Raw genomic sequence first — 20,311 nt, 5'->3', positions numbered from 1 at the left:
GTTTGGTTAAAAAAAGTGTTTAAAGTTTGTTTTAAACACTGGACAAGCCTGACTGTTGTTTGTTATAATGATGGCGATAGATCAATGGGGATCTTTCTATTTTATTGCTTAAAAATAGGAAGGTCCTTTTTATATTTGTATTTCAGCTTCAGCATTGGGAAAGGAGCGCGGCACAGTGCCGCAAGTGATTGCTATGATGAACAAAGAAATGTTGTATTACATTAACCCTGAACAGCAAACCCCGGAGGAACTGAAGGCTTTGCTGGAAATGCACCCGGAAATCAAATTTGTTTCTTTTATGGGTGTGGACTTTGCCGGTAACGATACCGACGAAAAAGTGCCCATCAATTTATTTATCGAAGATATCAACAGCTTCCTGGAAGGTATGGCTGCTCAGACTGATGGTTCTTCCGTTGTTTTGCCGGGCATTGCTACTTTAAATAACGCCCGCGTCGATATGAAGGTCGACAAAAGTGTCAACTGGTATATTGATTATAATTACGAGCATTTTGATGCTCAGACAGGTAAAATGGTCGGAACCCTGCGCATACCCTGTTTCCTGATCCACAACGAAATCTTTGTTGATTCCCGTTCGATCCTGCAAAACAGTCTGGATTATGTGGAAGCACAAATGCTGGAAATGTTTAAAAAACATCCGCAGATCGCAGGTCTTGAGCATGTTGACCTGTCTCAGATCGAAAAACTGGTCTTTACCTGTGCTACCGAGCTGGAATTCTGGGTCAAATCTCCGCGTGAAGACGCACCGATCGAAGCCCTTTCTTCTTCGCAGATGATGCAGGAGCAATACTGGCAGCGTACCCGCGGTAACGTGCGTACCGCTTTAGAACAGACTATAGAAATGATGGAAGCTTATGGTCTGGAACCGGAAATGGGCCATAAAGAATGCGGCGGCGTACGTGGACAGATCGACGGCGCAGGTCATATGACGCATGTTATGGAACAGCTGGAAGTAGACTGGAAATTTAACGTCGGGCTGCAAACTGCTGATAACGAACTGCTGGCCCGCATTATCGTTAAAGAGGTTTTTCGGATGAACGGTCTGGAAGTTTCCTTCCAGGCTAAACCGATCCCCGGCGTTGCAGGAAGCGGAGAACATACCCATGTCGGTATTGCCGCAAAACTCAAAAATGGTAAAATGGTCAATCTGTTTGCGCCCGGCGATATGAAAGCGGATTTTCTGTCTGCTATCGGTTACGGTTCAATGATGGGCCTTTTGAAGAACTATGAGGTCATCAATCCTTTTATTTCAGCTACGATCGATTCATTGAACCGCTTGAAGCCAGGTTTTGAGGCCCCTGTCTGTATCGTTACCTCTTTGGGTATCAGTCCGCAGGTCCCTTCCCGTAACCGTACGATTCTGGCAGGTTTGATCCGCGATATCGACAGTCCGATGGCGACCCGTATAGAAATGCGTTCGCCTAATCCTTATACTAATACCTATATTGCTATCGCTGCTTTCTATCTGGCAATGTGGGATGGAATCAAGGCTTGTGTGGAATCAGGCAAAAAATTGAAGGAACTGGAAGCCGAATTGTCCAAAAAGGCCGGCGTTGAAGGCTTCTATCTGGAAAAAGACCGCGAATACCGCAGCGAAGATGATGTTTTTGAAGACTTCAGCGAGGAAGAACGCAGCCGTCTGTTTGGTAAACCGCCTGCAACTGTGTGGGAAAATATGTGCGGCTTTAATAAATATCCTGAAAAGAAAGCTGCTCTTACCAGCGGCAATATCCTGCGCGCAGAATTTATCGATTCTTTTGCCAAAGGTGCCTTGGTTCGCTGGCAGACCGAGCTCTTAAACAGGATCATCCCCGAATTCCATGCTGAGATCGTGGCAATGAAATGTCTGCATGACACTGGCTTCTATAATAAATGTGACGATGAGCTGTGGGAGAAGATCGCAGCGCTGCGTGTTATGTTGGCTAAAGATTCTGTCGAGGCTCCGTGTATCTTTACTATGATCCGCGATGCTTTTAGCCGCGGCGATTTTGATGCCGCCTCCAAGTTAAAGCTGGAAATGGTAAAAACAATGGAGAAGCTGAGAAGCTGTTATCACGATTACAAGCAAAATATCATCGACTGATAAAGCATATACGTTTTGGATCCGCCGGAAAATATTATCGGCGGGTCCTATTATTTTTCACAAAATGTTTTCTTGACTGGAGCGCAGACCAGACCTATATAATTTAAACAAGGAAAAAGAAGAGGGCGCTGTTGTCGTCCTTTTCCGCAATGATATCAACATTTTTTACGGAACTGCTTTTTATGCGGCAGGTAATTACGGTCTTTTGGGAGCGGTATAGCTTGGCATAAAACAGTATGGTAGCGGGAGAGAGGGGAAAAAATGAGATGGAGTAAAGCTTTTTCAAAAACTGGCCTGCTGGCATTGATGCTTGCCGTGGTCGGGATCGGTATCTTTTTTTATGAACGTCAATATTGCGGCGCCGAACAGCCTGCGCGTTACGAGCCGCAGCAGCTGCGGCAGGTGATTACTGCCGACAGTAAAACCTCGCGGACTATTATGTGGCAGACGCATGCGCCGGAAAGCGATGCCTGGGTGGAATATAAGCTGCAGGGCGAAAATGAGCTTCACAGGGTGCGGGCGCAGGGCAAAGAATTTGCAACAGATTCAGGGACGGTTTATCAGCAAAGTGTGACGCTGACAGCTTTGGAGCCGGGAACTGTTTATGAATACAGGGCTGGCGGCGGCAAAGAATTTTCTGCCTGGCAAACGTTGAAAACAGATACCGGAGGCGCTTTTACGGCTTTGATCTTCGGCGATTCGCAAAGCCTTGATTATAATGTCTGGCGTAAGACTGCCGTTTATGCTTACAGTCACGATCCGGAAGCCGCCTTTTTCATCAATATGGGCGATCTTGTAGATAACGGCGAGCAATACAGCCAGTGGCGCAGTTGGTTCCGTGGAGTGTCCGGGCTGTTGCCGCAGATTCCGGTTGCTCCTATCAGTGGCAACCATGAAAATTATTCGCTGCAATGGAAACCTTACCGCGGCGATTTATATCTTAATTTGTTCGATCTGCCCCTGAATGGGCCGGAGGGTTTGCAGAAGCAGGCTTACAGCTATGATTACGGCGATGTACATTTTTCTGTAATCGATACGCAGCAGGAGGAATTAAACGAGTGGCAGCCTGAACTGATCGCAAGTCAGGTGAGCTGGCTGGAGCGCGATCTGGCCGCCAGTGATAAGAAATGGAAAATCGTGTTGGTGCACCGTAATCTGTTCCGCTATCAGGACGGCAGACCCAATGAATTGGGTGCGGCACTTTTACCAGTTATTGACCGTGGCAATGTCGATGTAGTTTTTTCTGCTCATAATCATACCTACGGCCGTTCTGCTCCGTTTAAAAACGGTAATGTGGCATCACAGGGAACGATCTATATTTCTTCGGGCCGCAGTGGTGATAAAACCTGGGCCGGTTCGCGTTCCAAGCCGCAGGAGGTCGCTTTTGACGGCGTGCTTGACCAGCCTAATTATATGAAGCTGACTGTTAATGACGGTAAGCTGACAGTGACCAGCCTGAAGCAGGACGGTAAGCTGATCGATACGGTGACGCTGACGAAATGACAAGCTCCCGATTTTTTGATATAATGTTATTATTAACAAATCAATGAATGGAGTGACATCATGGCTAAAGACAGTTCTTTTGACGTTGTATCGCAGGTCGATATGCAGGAAATGGACAATGCGGTCAATCAAACGAAAAAGGAGATCGCCCAGCGTTATGATTTCCGCGGCAGTGATGCCAGCATCGAATTAGAAGAAAAATGTATCAAATTGGCAGCTGAAGACGAATATAAGCTGAACGCTATCATCGATATGCTGCGTGCCCGTATGGCTAAACGCGATATCCCGCTGCGCTGCCTGGAGCTGGGTAAGGTAGAGCCGGCATCCAAAGGCACAGTTCGCCAGACACTTACTATCCTGCAGGGTATACCGAAGGAAAAAGCCAAAGCGATCGTAGCCGCGATCAAAGCGACTAAATTGAAAGTCAATGCTCAGATGCAGGACGATCAGGTACGCGTCAGCGGAGCTAAAAAAGACGATCTGCAGGCTGTTATCCAAATGCTGAAAGCAGGCGACTTCGGCGTAGATTTACAATTCATCAATATGCGCTAAACTGGATTTTGATACTTCCTACGTAACGTAGGAAGTATTTTTTTATTTTATTGTTTTTGCCAGAGTTTGCCTATATAATAAATATAATCCATATTGCAAACTTGCAATAAATTTGGTGACAAGGAGCTGATTTGTTGAATTGGAGAAAGAGGTAAAGAGATTAAAGCTACATGGTTTCAATAATCTGACGAAAAGCCTGAGCTTTAATATGTACGACATTTGCTACACTAAGACGGTAGCAGACAGGGAGGCTTACCTGCAGTATATCGACGAGCAGTATAATGCCGACCGTCTTACGGAAATTTTAACAAATGTTTCCAACATTATCGGAGCAAACATTCTGAACATCGCCAAGCAGGATTATGAGCCGCAGGGCGCCAGTGTCACTATCCTCATTGCCGAAGGCTGTCTGCACAGCGTTGGTGCTGAAGATAACAGTTCCGCTCCGGGCCCTTTACCGGAAACAGTTTTAGCCCATCTAGATAAAAGCCATATCACGGTGCATACCTATCCCGAATATAACCCTATCGGTGGTATCAGTACCTTTCGGGCCGATATCGACGTATCTACCTGCGGTGAGATCTCACCGCTGAAAGCGCTTAATTATCTGATCCACAGTTTCGATACCGACATTATGACTATCGATTACCGTGTGCGTGGTTTTACGCGTGATATTACAGGACATAAACTGTTTATAGATCACAATATCACTTCAATTCAAGATTATATCCCTGAGCTGGTAAAGGAACATTACCAGATGATAGACGTGAACGTGTATCAGGAAAATATTTTCCATACCAAGTGTAAGCTCAAAGATTTCGACCTTGATAACTATCTGTTCGGGCTTAGCAAAGAACAGCTGCATCCAGGCGAAGTAAAACGGATTGAGGCCAAGCTGCGTCATGAAATGGACGAGATCTTCTACGGTAAAAATATGGACCGCATCAATCTTTAAGGAGGAGTAAGTATGCTGGATTTATGGTTTTCTGAATTTCACGCTCCCGACGCCAAACTTTCGATTTTGGTCAAAGAGCAATTATATAGCGAGCAGACTCCCTTTCAGAAAATAGACTTTTTTGATTCGGAAACCTTTGGTAAATTTTTCACTTTAGACGGGCTGATTATGATTACCGAAAAGGACGAATTTATTTATCATGAAATGATCAGTAATGTGCCGATGGCAGTTAATCCGGACATCAAAAAGGTCTTGATCATTGGCGGCGGTGACGGTGGTACTGCACGTGAGGTCTGCCGCTTTAAAACAGTAGAGCAGGTAGATATGGTCGAAATCGATGAACGTGTCGTACGTCTGTGCCAGAAATATTTTCCACAGACTGCTTGTGCGCTGGATAATGATCCGCGGATCAATCTGATTTTTGGCGACGGGTTAAAATTCGTACAAGACGCGCCTGAGGGTGCATATGATTTGATACTCGTCGATTCTACAGATCCGCTTGGACCTGGCGAAGGTCTTTTTACGACCGAGTTTTACCGCAATTGCTACCGGGCGCTGAATGATAAGGGTATCTTGATCAATCAGCACGAATCACCTTACTATAAAGAATATGCGTATGAAATGCGCCGGGCGCATAAAAAACTTGCTTCGGTATTTTCCATAGCAACAGTTTATCAATTTTATATGCCTACCTATTCTTCTGGACACTGGTTGTTCGGGTTTGCTTCGAAAGGTCTTGATCCAGTGAAAGATGCTGACTTTAAACGCTGGTCTGAATTTGGGCTGCAAAATCGTTATTATAATCCCGGGGTACATCTCGGTGCTTTTGCTCTGCCTAATTATGTACAGGAAGAACTTCAAAAAGAAGATTAATGATTCGTAACAAGGTATTCAGGTTTGTCTGCAAAAGCGGCAACACATTTATTGTGTTGCCGCTTTGTGATTTTATAACATAGATGGCTTTGTTTGAAAAATGTGTGATAAGATTATTTTTTTGTAATTTTATTTTAACAGTATTGCTGGATATATGTATGTGTGTTATGATTTATTTATAAAAATACAAGCAAAACTTTAAAGTGTATTTGCATAGTATTTTTGCTGTAAGAATAATAATTGGGTGAAGTTTTTTACCTGTAGAATTAAGAGGTGATAAATTATCAGATACAGTAAAGAATTTATGGAAGTCCATAAAAATAAGAATGGTGGGATAATGGTGAAGAAAGTAATTTTGTATTTATTAACTATGATCTTTGCACTCAGCACAGCTACGGCACTTGCTGCAGAACCTGCTGACGCTCCTGTGTCTATGCGTGAAAGAATGGAAAAAATCAGGGTGGAGAGCGACCCGGTATATCAGGCAGAAAAAGCCAAAAGAATGGAAAATATGCCTAAAGTAGCTGTGCTTTATGTAAATAATGCCGAGACTACTTATAATGACGAAGTAGATGGAGTGGTTTTAGGCAATTTGGAAAAATGCATCAATGATGATAAATATATTTATATCAATGGTGAACCATATATCGAAAAGTTAAACAAAGTTGGTATTGTTGATATTACTACGGCTGAAAGAGCCGATATAGTTGATGCTTTTGAAGGTGAAGATGTTGATTATGTCGTTTTTATTGAAGTGCAGCCGTTTATAGCAAGAGACAAAGTGACGTTCTTTACAGTTGGTAAAGATATAACGACTACTGTACCATTGAAAATCATTGATTTGGTAAATGGTAAATATTTATATAATGGCAAGTTTACTGAGAAAGCTTCCGACAGAACAATGATCGGCGGCATAGGTAATAAATCGGTTGCCATGAAAGCCCTGAATAAGATCAACGAACAGATCACTTCTGTTTTAACTGTCAGATTGCCGGAAGAAAAATCTGTTGCGGTAGCTGCTGATAAAAAATAGGTTCTATAATGAAAAAATATTTTGATAAAAGGCTTATGGGGGTCTTTTTAATGATATTTGTATTTTTTACTGCGGCCTGCGAAGCTGAAGCGGCTAAAAGCTTGCGACAGAAAAGCAGCGTGCTTTTGGTGTTTAACAATATCGCCGGAACACGTTATGATGAAAAGCTTACCCAAATAGCATTGGAAAAGCTGCAGAAGAAAATCGAAGGAATTTATCTTGAAATCGATGCTGAACCTTATGGTGAAAACTTCAAAGAAAAGTCATTCGAAAAAGCTTCATTTGCAGAATTGACGGCGCAGGTTGATGGCTGCGGGGCAGATTATTTTGTTTATACCGAGCTGCAGCCCATTACAAAAGAAACACATTTTAATTTTATATATTTTGATAAAAATGTGGAAACCGGGCTGGTTTTGCGGATCGTGGATTTAAAGAATGATAAAGAACTTTATAATAAAAAATATTTGATAAAAGCTGAAGATTCTACTGACTATTTCTTTATCGGCAGCGGATCAGTTGCACAGAAGGCGTTAGATACCATACTGTTCAGAGCTGGCGAAGCGATTTCAGTCAAGCTTCCGCTTTAAAAATAATCTTTAACAGCCTCCAACAAGTTTTATTACTTGTTGGAGGCTGTTTTTTGTAAAACAGTTCGTTTTACAAACTTTACATTGATTTTACAAAACTGCGCTAACGGATTTTACTTTGCTGGGATATGCTATAGCCATAGTCAGAAAACTAAAAATAAATCATAAAAATTTTGGAGGCTATAGTGATGAAAATGAACAAAAAAGCAGCAGGTATTTTATTAGCAGCAATGAGTACGATTATTTTTACCGGCTGCGGCAGCAGTGAATCGGAAAAGAAGGCTGATAATGCGGCAGCAGGCAGTAAGATCGTTGTTATCTCCCGTGAGGATGGAAGCGGTACACGCGGTGCCTTTATAGAATTGTTCGGTATTGAGAAGAAGGATGCTGACGGCAAAAAAATCGACCATACTACTGATAATGCTGCCATTACCAATAATACTTCGGTCATGATGACTACTGTCGCCGGTAATAAAGACGCTATCGGCTACATTTCACTGGGCTCTTTAAATGATACAGTAAAAGCGCTGAAAATCGATGGTGCAGAAGCAAGTGCAGCCAATGTAAAAAGCGGTGCTTATAAAATCGCCCGTCCGTTCAATATCTGTACGAAAGATGGTTTGAGCGAAGTTGCCCAGGATTTCGTTGCTTTCATTATGTCAAAAGAAGGCCAGGAGGTAGTAGCTAAGGCCGGCTGCATCGGCGATGACAAAGCTGCGCCTTATAAAGGAACCAAACCGGCAGGTAAAGTAGTTGTAGCAGGTTCGTCTTCCATAACTCCGGCAATGGAGAAACTGAAAGAAGCGTATATGAAAATCAATCCGGCTGCTAATATCGAGATCCAGAGCAGTGATTCCACTACCGGCGTTAAATCTGCTGTCAGCGGTATATGTGACATTGGTATGGCTTCACGCGACTTGAAGAAGAGCGAGCTGGAACAGGGCTTAAAAGCAACTGTTATCGCTACTGACGGTATTGCGGTAATCGTAAATAAAGATAATAAAGTCGGCGATCTGAAAAAAGAACAGGTCGAAGCGATCTTTACCGGCAAGATTACTGAATGGAATAAACTGTAAGCAGATAAAACTGAACACTGTAAACTAACGGCTGCCTCTAGGGGCAGCCGCCTGTATAATGTGAGGGAGTATGGAGAAGCGTAAAGAAGAAATAATGAAGTTTGTTTTTCTGCTGGCGGCGTGTGCCTCTATCGCTACAGTAGCTATGATTTGTCTGTTTTTGTTTGCCAACGGGCTGCCGACTATCGGCAAAATCGGCGCTGCAGATTTTTTCTTAGGAGAAAGATGGCGTCCTGCCAACGATGTCTACGGCATTCTGCCGATGATCCTGGGCAGCTTGTACGTTACGCTGGGAGCGATCGTCGTTGGAGTTCCGGTCGGGATTTTGACGGCTGTCTTTATGGCGCGTTTCTGTCCTGAGAAAATATACAATGTGCTGAAGCCTTCTGTAGAATTGCTGGCTGGTATTCCTTCAGTTGTCTATGGTTTTTTCGGACTGGTAGTGATGGTCCCGTTTATCCGTGAACATATCGGCGGTACCGGCAGCAGTATGCTTACGGCTTCACTGCTTTTAGGCATGATGATTTTGCCGACACTGATCAGCGTCGCTGAAGCCGCGTTGCGTGCGGTGCCTGACAGTTATTATGAAGGGGCTCTGGCTTTAGGAGCAGGGCATGTCCGCAGTGTATTTTTTACAGTCGTGCCGGCTGCCAAGTCGGGGATTATGGCGGCGATCATTCTGGGAATGGGACGGGCCGTCGGCGAGACGATGGCTGTAATTATGGTCGCAGGCAATCAGGCCAGAATGCCTATAGGTATTTTAGAAGGCGTGCGCACGATGACAACAAATATTGTCATTGAAATGGGATATGCTGCGGATCTGCACCGTGATGCGTTGATTGCAACGGCTGTCGTTCTGTTTGTATTTATCCTGATTATTAATTTGACTTTTTCGTACCTGAAAGGTAAGGTGGTGCAGCAATGACGGGTTTAAAAGCGCAGCTTAACCGTAAGCTGCATGAATGCGGACGCGATCCGCTGTCGTTGTTTTTACTGGGCTGTGTGATTGCTGCAGCGCTGATTACTTTCATGGTGTTGAGTTTTTTACTGGGGTATATTTTGTGGCAGGGGCTGCCAAATATAGAAACAGGTTTGTTTGCTTTGCAGTATAATTCAGAAAATGTTTCTCTGTTTCCTGCTTTGGTTGATACAGTGCTGATGGTAATAATGGCGCTGGCTATTGCGACTCCGCTTGGTATATTTGCGGCGGTCTATCTGGTCGAATATGCCAGCCGCGGCAACAGGCTGGTAAGCTTGGTACGTGTAACTGCTGATACTCTTGCCGGTATCCCTTCGATTGTATATGGTTTGTTTGGTATGCTGTTCTTCGTTACTTATTTGAAATGGGGCTATTCCTTACTTGCCGGCGCCTGTACTGTTGCGATCATGATTTTACCTCTTATCATGCGCACGACAGAAGAAGCATTAAAAGCGATCCCTGACAGCTACCGTGAAGGCAGTTATGGCTTAGGGGCAGGCAAGCTGCGGACCGTTTTTGCCGTAGTTCTGCCTTCAGCGGTTCCCGGTATTCTGGCGGGCGTTATTCTTTCCATTGGCAGAATCGTAGGCGAAACGGCAGCGCTTATTTATACAGCCGGTACGGTGGCGGCACTTCCTGACGGGGTGCTGTCGTCAGGACGAACTCTGGCAGTACATATGTATGTGCTGGCCAGCGAGGGTTTGTACATGAAACAGGCTTATGCGACGGCTGTAATTTTAGTTGTGATCGTTGTTGCTATCAACGCTCTGTCGAGCAGACTGGCAAAACAATTGATGAAGGGAAAATAATATGGATACGAAAATAGCTATTGAAACTTTGGATTTATATTACAGTGAATTCCATGCGCTAAAAAATATCAATATGCGGATACCGGAAAAAGAGATTACTGCATTTATAGGTCCTTCTGGCTGTGGCAAATCAACACTGCTGAAATCTTTGAATAGAATGAACGATCTTATCGAAGGCTGCCGTATTACAGGCAGGGTTTTGCTGGACAATGATGACATTTATGCCAATGACGATGTTAATTTGCTGCGTAAACGTGTGGGCATGGTTTTTCAAAAGCCGAATCCTTTTCCGATGAGTGTGTATGATAATATTGCTTTCGGACCTCGAACACATGGCGTCAAAGGCAAAGCTAAGCTGGATGATATGGTGGAGGAGGCTTTGCGTAAGGCGGCAATCTGGGATGAAGTCAAGGACAGGCTTGATAAAAGCGCTTTGAGTTTTTCTGGTGGTCAGCAGCAGCGGCTCTGCATTGCCCGCGCGCTGGCGGTACAGCCGGAGGTTTTGTTAATGGACGAGCCTACTTCGGCACTGGACCCGATTTCGACCCTGAAAATAGAAGATTTGGCATTGGAATTGAAGCAAAATTATACTATCGTGATTGTAACGCATAATATGCAGCAGGCGGTGCGTATTTCTGATAAAACAGCCTTTTTTCTTTTGGGTGAAGTGGTAGAGTTCAACGATACTGATAGTTTGTTCTCGAACCCGCAGGAGAAAAAGACTGAAGATTATATTACAGGGAGGTTTGGCTGATGGTAAGGAGCAGATTTGCGGCTCAGATGGAGCTTTTGAACACAGAACTGATCGTAATGGGCACTTTGTGCGAGAATGCTTTGGAGCATGTGATGCAGGCTTTGCAGGAAGATAATGATGCTTTGAACAGAGAAATTATTATTTTAGGCAAACGCACAGAGGAAAAAGAGCGGGAAGTAGAGAATATTTGTATAAATCTGCTTTTGAAGCAGCAGCCTGTCGCTTCTGATTTGCGTCAGATTTCAGCGGCGCTGAAAATGATTACGGATTTGAGCCGTATCGGCGAACAGGCGGGCAATATTGCTGAGATTTTAGGCAAGGCTGAATTTGGCAGGGATTACGATACAACGCTTTTGCAGCAAATGGCGACAGCGGCGAAAAAGATGGTCAGTACCAGTCTGGACGCTTTTGTGAAGGGCGATCTGCGCCTGGCTCAGCAGGTAGAGCGTGACGATGATGTCGTTGACGAATTGTTCAGCAGGGCAAAAAAAGAATTGATCCAGGTCATACGCAGCACGCAGGATAGCGGAGAGCAGGCTATTGATTACCTGATGATCGCCAAGTATTTTGAAAAAATCGGCGACCATGCGGTAAACATTTCCCAATGGGTGCTGTTTATGATTACAGGAGCACATGAGGAGGATACTGTGCATGATCTTTTGCGTGGAGGACGATCCTAATATTCGTGAATTAGAAGTTTATACATTGCAGTCAGTTGGTTTTAAAGCTCTGGGCGTAGGCAGCGGTGATGAGTTGTTCAAAGCGCTGGAATGCGGCAAGCCGACTCTGATTCTGCTGGACATCATGCTCCCGGGTGAAGATGGCCTTAGTCTGCTGAAGCGGCTGCGCAGCGATAAACGGACCGCACAGGTGCCGGTGATCATGGCAACAGCCAAAGGCTCAGAATTCGACAAAGTTCATGGTCTTGATAATGGGGCTGATGATTATATAGCCAAACCTTTCGGCATGATGGAAATGGTGTCGCGGGTCAAAGCCGTACTGCGGCGTTATAAGCAGGAGGATAAGCAGAGCAGGCTTACTGCCGGCGAGTTGGTAATGGAGATCGATAAACACCGCGTGATGGCCGGTGGTCAGGAGGTAGTTCTGACATTTAAGGAATTTGAGCTTTTACATAAGCTGTTAGAGCGGCCGGGACAGGTTTTTACGCGCGAACAGCTTTTAACTGATATCTGGGGTTATGATTTTGCCGGCGAGACACGTACTGTCGATGTTCATGTGCGTACGCTGCGGCTGAAACTGGGCGAAGCAGGAGCATTGGTAGAAACTGTACGCGGCGTCGGTTATCGTATAGGAGCTGGCTATGAGAAATAAAATTTTCAGCGGTCTGCTGTTTTTGTCAACGGCGGCTGTTATCATTGCTTCCGTGCTGATTGCGGTTATTATGTACCAGGGGTCGATGACCACAATGCAGCGTGATTTGAGACAGGAAGCAACTTTTATAAAAATGGGTCTGGAACAGAGCGGGAAAAGCTATCTGCAGGCATTGACCATGGAAAGCGGTAAGCTGACTCGTGTTACTTTGATTGCTCCTGACGGCAGGGTCATCTATGACAATCATGTGGCAGCCGAAAAAATGCTCAATCATAAAGATCGTGAGGAAGTACAGGAAGCGTTAGCAAGTGGAATTGGTTTGGCCGAGCGTATGAGCGATACTCTGTCAGAAAAAACTTTTTATTTTGCGCTGCGGTTGGATAATGGTGATATACTGCGTGTTGCAAGAACGACAGACTCTGTTTTTGCGACGGTGGCCGGCAGTATTCCCTATATGATCGCGGTAGTGCTGGTGGTGGCTTTGGTGGCTATGCTTCTGGCACGGCGGATTACTGATAAAATGGTTTTACCGCTGGATCAGGTGGACCTGGAAAATCCACTGGAAAATGATACTTATGATGAACTGGCACCGTTTTTAACACGGATCGCCCAGCAGCAGAGGCAGGTTTCAGAAGGCTTAAAGCAGCTGCGGCAGAAGCAGAATGAACTGGCGGCTATTACTCAGAGTATGAATGAGGGTCTGATCCTTTTGAATGACCGGCAGAATATTTTATCGATCAACGACAGTGCCGCCAAATTATTTGGTTTGCAGGATCATGAAGTAGTTGGTAAAAATATTCTGACTTTGGAGCGAGGCCAGGAAGTGCAGGAGCTGCTGCAGAAGGTAGCTGTGGGCGGCAGCGGTGAAAGTCTGTATCAGAAGGACGGGCGCTTTTATCAGCTATGCGGCAGCAGTGTTGGCGGTAAAGGCAGCGTATTGCTGATTTTTGATGTTACTGAAAAGCGTGCAGCAGAAACACTGCGGCGTGAGTTTTCTGCAAATGTTTCGCATGAACTGAAAACACCGCTGCAGTCGATTTTGGGTTATGCTGAGATTATGAAAAACGGGTTAGTTCAGGAAGGAGATAAGCAGCGCTTCCTGGAAAAAATCTACAGTGAGGCCGGGCATCTGATTGTGCTTATCGATAATATTATGAAACTGTCGCGTTTAGACGAGTCGGCGAATAATATGAACAACCTGGAAATTATCGAATTGAAAAAGCTGGCTGAAGGTACAGTTCAGCGTCTGCAGGAACAGGCTGCCGGAAAAAATGTCGCAATAAGCGTCAGTGGCTGTGAAGCTGAGGTAGAAGGAGTACCTGCAGTTTTGAGCGAGGTTATTTATAACCTTATTGACAACGGGATCAAGTATAATCGTGAAAACGGCAGCGTTGAGATTACAGTAGCCGTAATTCCCGGTGAAGCAGTACTGACATTTAAGGATACCGGCTGCGGTATCGGCAGTGCTGATAAAGAGCGGGTTTTTGAACGCTTTTACAGGGTTGATAAAAGTCACTTTAAAGAAACCGGCGGCACAGGTTTGGGACTTTCCATAGTCAAGCATGGGGTGATGTTCCATAAAGGTCGCATTGAGCTGGAAAGTGAACTGGACAAAGGGACTACTATAAAAATCTTTTTGCCGCGTAAATAATTTAAACACCCTCCACCAATAATTATTTGATGGAGGGTGTTTTGTTTTTATTGTAAAATTAATAATAAAACTTATATTTAATTGCTCAAAAGATATAATTTTGTTAAAATGAATATAAATATTAAAAAACATAATAAACAAGCTTGATTGACAGGAAAGATAAGGTAGCAATTTTCATATGAAGCTTCTTAAAAGTACTTTTGTTTGGTTAGCGATAATAATATCTATTTGTGCCTGTGTGACTGCAAATGCTGCAGAAACACAGGCTAAAAAAGTTTTAAAGGTGGCATTCCCTGAAACACGCGGTATATGTGAGACATACGCAGATGGCACACGTGGCGGTGTTGTCTATGAATGGTTAGTTGAAATCGCTAAATATACAGGTTGGGAATATGAGTTTATTGGAGATTCCATTAGCCAGTCAATAAAAAATATGGAACATAATAAATATGATCTTATGGGTGCTGTGTTAAAGTCACCTGGATTTGGTGAAAACCTGTATTATCCTGAACATCTGATGGGTTATAGCTACAGTTTGCTGATTTATAACAAAAATGACCAGAATATCAAGGGATTTGATATCAAAAGTCTGGAAGGGAAAACGATTGGTGTTTTTGCCAAGGCTACTGATAAAATAAAGCGCTTAAATAATGTTTTAGAATTCAATGATATAAAAAGCGATATCAAATATTACGGTACTTCTGATGAATTTGAAAGTTCTTTGGATAATGGTGAAGTGGATCTGCTTTTAGTAAGCGATCTTTTTAACAAGCTGGCTGATTATAATGTCGCATTGCGTTTTAATTCTGAACCTTGTTATATCGTTGCCAGAAAGGACGATCCGGAAACAAGTGCGCAGCTGAATGAAGCTATAAAAAAGATTTATGCAGTCAATCCGAATTTTGGCGAAGCCCTGTTTCAAAAATATTTTCCTGTTAATTACAGTAACACTGCTGTATTCTCAGAACAGGAAAGTACGTTTATACATAAAAATGGCCCATTTAAGGTAGCTGTAGTAAAAAACAATTATCCTTTTTATTATATTAAGGATGGTGAACCTAAAGGTATCGTTCCTGAAATTTTTGCATTGATTGCTGCTCAGATCGGAGCGGAGTTTGAGTATATAACGGCTGCTTCCTATGGGCAGACTTTGGAATTGGTCAAAAGCGGTCAGGCAGATATCCTTGGTTATTATATCAATGAAAATGACGCCTTTAATCCTGATGGTTTAAATATCACCAAAAATTATATGATGCTTAATTCTATCATCATGCGTAATAAGTATACACCTTTCCCAAATGATAAAAATATTGCTGCAGTCATAAACGGCAGCTGTGCATCGCGTAATATCAAACATACAGACGTTGCGCATTTTGATACATATGAAGAATGTCTGAATGCAGTAGATTCGGGAGAAGCTTCTTATAGCAGAATACCTGTCGTTGTTTTGGAAGATCTGTATATGAGTGATTATTATACTAATATCATTCCTGTTATAGAGAGTCCTGAGATATATTTGTCTTTGGGGATCAGCAGCAGTAATGATATACAGCTGTATTCTATTTTGAATAAAAGTCTGGTCAACCTGTCCAATGAGCAGACTGCGCAGATTTTATCCAATAATACCTTGATGTCTGGCAAGAAAGAAATGTCTTTCAAGGCTTTGGTTTATTCTAATCCAGTCATATTTTCTCTGATCATAATTGGGTTTATTTTACTTGTGGTAACGATTGTTTTTATGTATTTTTGGTTTAAAATGAAAAATCAGGTCATTTATTTTAAAATGAAAAAAGTAGAAAACATCAGCAAGGTGCGTTCAGAGTTCCTTTCCAGGATGTCACATGAAATAAGAACTCCTTTGAATGCAATCATCGGATTGGCTAATCTGATGCGGCTTTCCGGTGAAGGGGATCCTGTGACGCAGAAAAATATTTCCAAAATTGATTCTTCTGCTAAATTTTTATTATCGATCGTCAATGATATCCTTGATATGTCAAAAATAGAAAGCGGCAAGATCCAGATCGAAAGCAGACCTTTTTCTATGGATAATCTGCTGCGGCAGCTGAGCAATATTTTTCTGGTGATGGCGGAAGAGAGGAAAATCAAATTACAGTTTAAATGCTGTTTTACACATAAAAATTTTGTTGGAGATGAGCTGCGTTTAAAACAGGTTCTTATTAATTTGCTCTCCAATGCCCATAAATTTACAGAAAACAATGGCGAGATAACGGTGACGGTTCTGGAAAGTGCTGCTGAAGAAGGGGTTTTTGAGCTGCGTTTCAGTGTTTGTGATACAGGCATTGGTATTCCTGAAACAGATCTGGAACGTATTTTTGGATCGTTTGAGCAGGTTTTCCGAAAAAGCCGCAGCAATCAGCAGGGAACTGGGTTGGGGCTGGCTATCAGCCGCAATTTGGTAGAATTGATGGGCGGTATTTTAAGTGTACGCAGTGAGGTTGAAAAAGGTTCTGAATTTTTCTTTACTATCAAGCTGCCTGTTTACGAAAAACAGTTTGATGAAATCCTGGAGAATAATAACGAAGTCAGAATACATAGTTATTTAGCGGGTAAAAATATTTTGTTGGCAGAAGATAATGATCTTAATGCCGAGATTGCCGTAACGATGTTGGAAATGCAGGGGGTACACGTTGAACGCGTTGTAAACGGACAGCAGGCTGTAGACAGGTTTCAGGAAACTTTGCCAGGCACTTATGACCTGATTTTAATGGATCTGCAGATGCCGCTAAAGGGCGGGCTTGAAGCTGCTGCAGAGATCAGGTCTTTGAGCAGGGACGACGCACAGGAAATACCAGTTATCGCTATGACCGCCAATACGCTGCAGGAAGATCGTGAGAAAGCGCTGGCTGCGGGAATGAATGCTTTTATTCCCAAGCCGTTCGATGTGGAACAATTGTATAAAAGTATTGAAAAGTTTCTGCATTAGCTGATAGTATTTGCTGAAGTCATAACAAAAGAAACTTTTATCAAGGAGAGGTTGCTTTGCAGCAAAAATATTTGTGTTTCTTGGCTATATTTTACCTGGTGCTTTTCTCAATGAAAACCGCGGCTGCAGCGGGTGAAGCGGAATTTTATTTGGAGCCGATGATAGTTACGGCCGCGCGTTATGACAATAGTGCAGGTAAACCAGGTTACTATAAAGTTGATGAAAAGAAGCTGGAAAACGGCAATTATGATAATGCTTTGGATGTGATTCAGCAACTTCCGGGTGTTACTTTGATGGCAAGGGGCGCCAGCGGTGGTATGAATGCCTATAGTAAGATTTTGCTGAATGGTTCTGATCGTTATTTGGTAATTATTGACGGTGTGCGTTCTAACTGGAACGGCAGCAGTTATAATGATTTTGATTTCGGTGTACTGCCGGCGGGAATGCTGGAAAGTGTAGAGGTTTTGCCGTCAGCGGCCGGAAGCGTTTACGGTAATGCTGCTAAAGGCGGTGTGATCAGGATAACTACAAAAAAAGCTGTTGAAGGTGTTAAAACCAGTATCAATCTGGAAACGGGCAGTTATGGACGTGAGCAAGAGAATATTTTACATTTAGGCAAAAGCGGTGAATGGAGCTGGTCGGTTTATGCCCGAAAAAGTATTATGGGCGATTACAGTAGTGCAAGGAAGAATATACCTTCGTACGAAAATGTTGAAAATGCTGGTATCAAATTGACCAAAGCCTGGGGTGAAACTGCTGATCTGACTTTAAGCTACAGCGTTTTCAGCGGCAGGTATAAATCAAAGATCTTCAATTATAAGAATACGGAACCTGATGAAACTAAGCCGCCAAAGTTAGTTAAAAATATTTTTATGACCGATGCCCGCAAGACAGAAGATAATCTAACTCTGGAATATGAGCGTAAATTTTCGGATACAGAAAATAATATTGTGGGTATTTACAGACGCAGCAGCAATGCCGCCTATGATAGAAGTTTAAATGTTGAACGACCATGGCTGCTTGATTTACAGACGGAAGGTTTTTTTGACCGTTACAGTAAACAGTGGCACCCCAAACATACTTTGACCGGCGGTGTGGAATATTACAAGGATCAGGTCCTTGATTATCAGGATCTGGCAGCAAAATATAGTGACGGAACTGTGATCAGTAAAGCTGTTTATCTGCAGGATGTCTGGCAGCTGGCTGACAGCGTCAAAGCTGTCGGCAGTCTGCGTCAGGATTGGAATTCTTATGCAGGGAGCAAGCTTTCTCCTGCTTTGTCGTTGGAATATCAGCCCTCTGAAAAGGTATTATATACTTTGGCCTATACAGAATATTTTGCGCCGCCCAAGCAGCTGCAGATATTTTCTCCTGATTATGGTGACGAGGCGCTGAAGCCAGAAGAAGGTAGGGTTTATGAAGCGGGATTAACTTATGTACCGAATGAGTCTTCGTCATTAAAAATGAATGTTTTTCATCGTGATGCAACTGATGTCATTGCAGTAGATATAAGTTTGCCCAAATATCTTCGTCGATATGCCAATATTGCGCATGAGAAAGCAACAGGATTTACTGTTTCCGCATCGAAACGGTTTTCAGAAAAGTGGCGTTCTCTGGTGGCTTATACACAGACGAAAGTGGATACGGAACGTAAAAACTCAAGCCCTGTAAGTACGATGATACCTCACGGTGAACTGTTGCTTGATTTGATGTACGAATATGATAAGTATAGTGTGCTGCTGCAGGGGCGCGGAGTTTTTGATCAGGCTAACGGCCGTGGTGAAAATCGTTTTGCCAATAATAATTACTGGGTATGGAATGCTTCATTGAACTATAAACTGCAGAAAAATACCAGGCTTTATGTCAAGGTCAATAATATTTTTAATCAGTTTTATTCCAATTGGGACAATGAAAGCGGCGGATTTCTTGGATTTGATGAGTGGTATGCCGAACCTGGGCGTAACTATCAAATTGGTATAAACTACAGTTTTTAATGCTTCAGGAAAACAGCAAAAGCCATCTGTGTATTTGCAGATGGCTTTTCTGTATTGTGGAATTCTGGTGCTCAGCTCAAAGTTAAAGAAAGAGAGATGTTTAGATTAAATTTATTAAATGTTTATCTACAAGTTGCTGATCGGTATGCAAAAAAAATCAGAAGACATCCGATGCAGATGTTGATTAATTGCTGTAGTGAAGGTGACAATAGAGGTGCGCTGCTGTTACCTAAAAAAGCAAGCATACAGAGAAATAAGAACGTTGCACTTATACAGCCACAGGTGAAAGAAAGAAGCTGCTGTCTGTTGAGCCGGTACTGGGAAACTTGTGCTGAAAGCATACCTAACCAGAAAATAATCGTCAGGGGATTGCTGAGCGTAAGCAGTCCTGCAGCGTAAAAACTGCTGATTTGTGGCAGCATAATAGTGGCAGTTGAAATCTGTGGATGAAAAACATCAGCTAAAGCAGTAACTGCAAAGTAGAGAAGCACGGCAGCACCGCAATAACGGTATGCCCGGATAATTTTTCAGGCAAGTTCCTAAACCATATAATGCCAGCAGGATATAGAAAGCGTCAACCAAAACTACTGCCAGTACGGCTTTCAACGCTTCGGTTATTCCCCGGGCAATAGCTGTTTGCAGAATAAAAAGACAAACCGGACCGATTGACAGCTGTAAAATTATACCAAGGCGCAGACCGCGTATAAAAGAGTTCAGCAATTTAACTCTTCCTTTAGCGTTGCCAGAGTAATAAAGGTATTAGAACTGCTGACGCCGGTGATTTTTTTTAGCTTATTAGTAAGAAAGCTTTCCAGAGCATCGGTATCGCTGACGCTTACTTTAAGCAAATAGTCGTAAGCTCCGGCAAGATGATGACATTCAAGTACACCCGGAAGAACGGTTATCTGACTGCGGAAAGCATTGATATGCTCGGTTTTATCAATATTTACAAAAATAAAAGCTAAAAGTTTTTGCCCGGTCTGCCGGCGGTCGAGCTTGATTGTATACTTTTGAATAATCGAATTTTGTTCGAGTTTACGTATTCTTTCGGCAACAGCAGGAATTGACAGTTTTACTTTTTTACTTATCTCAGAAGCGGTGACGCGCCCATTTTCCTTTAAACAGTCTAGAATTGCAGTATCAATATTGTCCATAAAAACCTCCTTAA

17 protein-coding genes and 1 pseudogene are annotated in these 20,311 nt (G+C 43.1%); 16 read left to right on the top strand and 2 right to left on the bottom strand.

Annotated elements, in window-relative coordinates:
• The first annotated feature begins 196 nt into the window (after window positions 1-196).
• The 16 genes from C8D73_RS02695 to C8D73_RS02620 all read left to right on the top strand — a co-directional run bounded on the left by C8D73_RS02695 (window position 197) and on the right by C8D73_RS02620 (window position 19,143).
• Window positions 197-2,101 (top strand): type I glutamate--ammonia ligase, encoded by a 1,905-nt coding sequence (locus C8D73_RS02695; protein WP_113077372.1) that lies wholly within the window; start codon window positions 197-199, stop codon window positions 2,099-2,101.
• Between the two features lie 261 nt (window positions 2,102-2,362).
• Entirely contained in the window at window positions 2,363-3,604 is a 1,242-nt protein-coding gene (locus tag C8D73_RS02690) for a purple acid phosphatase family protein (RefSeq protein ID WP_113077227.1), read from the top strand.
• A gap of 60 nt (window positions 3,605-3,664) precedes the next feature.
• The gene (locus C8D73_RS02685) at window positions 3,665-4,156 is read left to right on the top strand and encodes a YajQ family cyclic di-GMP-binding protein (RefSeq protein WP_113077226.1); all 492 of its coding nucleotides are present in this window, start codon (window positions 3,665-3,667) and stop codon (window positions 4,154-4,156) included.
• A gap of 139 nt (window positions 4,157-4,295) precedes the next feature.
• Complete coding sequence (gene speD / locus C8D73_RS02680; RefSeq protein WP_021718903.1) at window positions 4,296-5,111, top strand: adenosylmethionine decarboxylase; 816 nt, start codon at window positions 4,296-4,298, stop codon at window positions 5,109-5,111.
• A 12-nt stretch (window positions 5,112-5,123) separates the two neighbouring features.
• Entirely contained in the window at window positions 5,124-5,984 is an 861-nt protein-coding gene (gene speE, locus C8D73_RS02675; RefSeq protein WP_021718902.1) for a polyamine aminopropyltransferase, read from the top strand.
• Between the two features lie 337 nt (window positions 5,985-6,321).
• Window positions 6,322-7,017, top strand: a complete 696-nt coding sequence (locus C8D73_RS02670; protein WP_146739216.1) for a hypothetical protein — start codon at window positions 6,322-6,324, stop codon at window positions 7,015-7,017.
• Between the two features lie 50 nt (window positions 7,018-7,067).
• Window positions 7,068-7,604, top strand: a complete 537-nt coding sequence (locus C8D73_RS02665; protein WP_113077224.1) for a hypothetical protein — start codon at window positions 7,068-7,070, stop codon at window positions 7,602-7,604.
• Window positions 7,605-7,792: 188 nt separating this feature from the next.
• A complete protein-coding gene (locus C8D73_RS02660; RefSeq protein ID WP_113077223.1) occupies window positions 7,793-8,680 on the top strand; it encodes a substrate-binding domain-containing protein in 888 nt (295 codons plus the stop codon).
• Between the two features lie 70 nt (window positions 8,681-8,750).
• Window positions 8,751-9,605, top strand: a complete 855-nt coding sequence (gene pstC, locus C8D73_RS02655; RefSeq protein ID WP_113077222.1) for a phosphate ABC transporter permease subunit PstC — start codon at window positions 8,751-8,753, stop codon at window positions 9,603-9,605.
• A complete protein-coding gene (pstA, locus tag C8D73_RS02650; RefSeq protein ID WP_113077221.1) occupies window positions 9,602-10,468 on the top strand; it encodes a phosphate ABC transporter permease PstA in 867 nt (288 codons plus the stop codon). The genes pstC and pstA overlap by 4 nt, the downstream gene beginning before the upstream one ends.
• 1 nt (window position 10,469) lies before the next feature.
• The gene (pstB, locus tag C8D73_RS02645) at window positions 10,470-11,222 is read left to right on the top strand and encodes a phosphate ABC transporter ATP-binding protein PstB (RefSeq protein WP_113077220.1); all 753 of its coding nucleotides are present in this window, start codon (window positions 10,470-10,472) and stop codon (window positions 11,220-11,222) included.
• Window positions 11,222-11,902, top strand: coding sequence for a phosphate signaling complex protein PhoU (gene phoU / locus C8D73_RS02640; protein WP_113077219.1), 681 nt, complete (start codon window positions 11,222-11,224; stop codon window positions 11,900-11,902). The genes pstB and phoU overlap by 1 nt, the downstream gene beginning before the upstream one ends.
• Complete coding sequence (locus C8D73_RS02635; RefSeq protein ID WP_021718894.1) at window positions 11,874-12,554, top strand: winged helix-turn-helix domain-containing protein; 681 nt, start codon at window positions 11,874-11,876, stop codon at window positions 12,552-12,554. Before phoU ends, C8D73_RS02635 begins: the two co-directional genes overlap by 29 nt.
• Entirely contained in the window at window positions 12,544-14,205 is a 1,662-nt protein-coding gene (locus tag C8D73_RS02630) for a sensor histidine kinase (protein WP_046430154.1), read from the top strand. The genes C8D73_RS02635 and C8D73_RS02630 overlap by 11 nt, the downstream gene beginning before the upstream one ends.
• A gap of 178 nt (window positions 14,206-14,383) precedes the next feature.
• A complete protein-coding gene (locus tag C8D73_RS02625) occupies window positions 14,384-17,149 on the top strand; it encodes an ATP-binding protein (RefSeq protein ID WP_113077218.1) in 2,766 nt (921 codons plus the stop codon).
• Window positions 17,150-17,259: 110 nt separating this feature from the next.
• Complete coding sequence (locus tag C8D73_RS02620) at window positions 17,260-19,143, top strand: TonB-dependent receptor plug domain-containing protein (protein ID WP_146739215.1); 1,884 nt, start codon at window positions 17,260-17,262, stop codon at window positions 19,141-19,143.
• 122 nt (window positions 19,144-19,265) lie between these two features.
• Here the strand turns inward: C8D73_RS02620 and C8D73_RS11520 are convergent.
• Window positions 19,266-19,863, bottom strand: a pseudogene (locus C8D73_RS11520) (LysE family translocator).
• Window positions 19,857-20,297: an Lrp/AsnC family transcriptional regulator gene (locus C8D73_RS02605; protein ID WP_113077214.1), complete on the bottom strand. Its 441-nt coding sequence runs from the start codon at window positions 20,295-20,297 to the stop codon at window positions 19,857-19,859. Before C8D73_RS02605 ends, C8D73_RS11520 begins: the two are co-directional and overlap by 7 nt.
• Between the last annotated feature and the right edge of the window lie 14 nt (window positions 20,298-20,311).

The organism is Phascolarctobacterium faecium DSM 14760 (genome assembly GCF_003269275.1).
Taxonomy (GTDB): domain Bacteria; phylum Bacillota; class Negativicutes; order Acidaminococcales; family Acidaminococcaceae; genus Phascolarctobacterium; species Phascolarctobacterium faecium.
The sequence above is the reverse complement of the archived record's forward strand: the minus strand, read 5'-3'. Positions and strand labels throughout refer to the sequence as shown.

Bases quoted from the DNA above. Each gene is read 5' to 3' on its own strand.
- C8D73_RS02605 (WP_113077214.1), bottom strand. From the start codon at position 20,297: ATGGACAATATTGATACTGCAATTCTAGACTGTTTAAAGGAAAATGGG.
- C8D73_RS02625 (WP_113077218.1), top strand. From the start codon at position 14,384: ATGAAGCTTCTTAAAAGTACTTTTGTTTGGTTAGCGATAATAATATCT.
- C8D73_RS02670 (WP_146739216.1), top strand. From the start codon at position 6,322: ATGGTGAAGAAAGTAATTTTGTATTTATTAACTATGATCTTTGCACTC.
- C8D73_RS02630 (WP_046430154.1), top strand. From the start codon at position 12,544: ATGAGAAATAAAATTTTCAGCGGTCTGCTGTTTTTGTCAACGGCGGCT.
- pstB (WP_113077220.1), top strand. From the start codon at position 10,470: ATGGATACGAAAATAGCTATTGAAACTTTGGATTTATATTACAGTGAA.
- C8D73_RS02690 (WP_113077227.1), top strand. From the start codon at position 2,363: ATGAGATGGAGTAAAGCTTTTTCAAAAACTGGCCTGCTGGCATTGATG.
- C8D73_RS02660 (WP_113077223.1), top strand. From the start codon at position 7,793: ATGAAAATGAACAAAAAAGCAGCAGGTATTTTATTAGCAGCAATGAGT.
- pstC (WP_113077222.1), top strand. From the start codon at position 8,751: ATGGAGAAGCGTAAAGAAGAAATAATGAAGTTTGTTTTTCTGCTGGCG.
- C8D73_RS02685 (WP_113077226.1), top strand. From the start codon at position 3,665: ATGGCTAAAGACAGTTCTTTTGACGTTGTATCGCAGGTCGATATGCAG.
- C8D73_RS02665 (WP_113077224.1), top strand. From the start codon at position 7,068: ATGATATTTGTATTTTTTACTGCGGCCTGCGAAGCTGAAGCGGCTAAA.
- C8D73_RS02620 (WP_146739215.1), top strand. From the start codon at position 17,260: ATGAAAACCGCGGCTGCAGCGGGTGAAGCGGAATTTTATTTGGAGCCG.
- phoU (WP_113077219.1), top strand. From the start codon at position 11,222: ATGGTAAGGAGCAGATTTGCGGCTCAGATGGAGCTTTTGAACACAGAA.
- speE (WP_021718902.1), top strand. From the start codon at position 5,124: ATGCTGGATTTATGGTTTTCTGAATTTCACGCTCCCGACGCCAAACTT.
- pstA (WP_113077221.1), top strand. From the start codon at position 9,602: ATGACGGGTTTAAAAGCGCAGCTTAACCGTAAGCTGCATGAATGCGGA.
- C8D73_RS02695 (WP_113077372.1), top strand. From the start codon at position 197: ATGAACAAAGAAATGTTGTATTACATTAACCCTGAACAGCAAACCCCG.
- C8D73_RS02635 (WP_021718894.1), top strand. From the start codon at position 11,874: ATGATCTTTTGCGTGGAGGACGATCCTAATATTCGTGAATTAGAAGTT.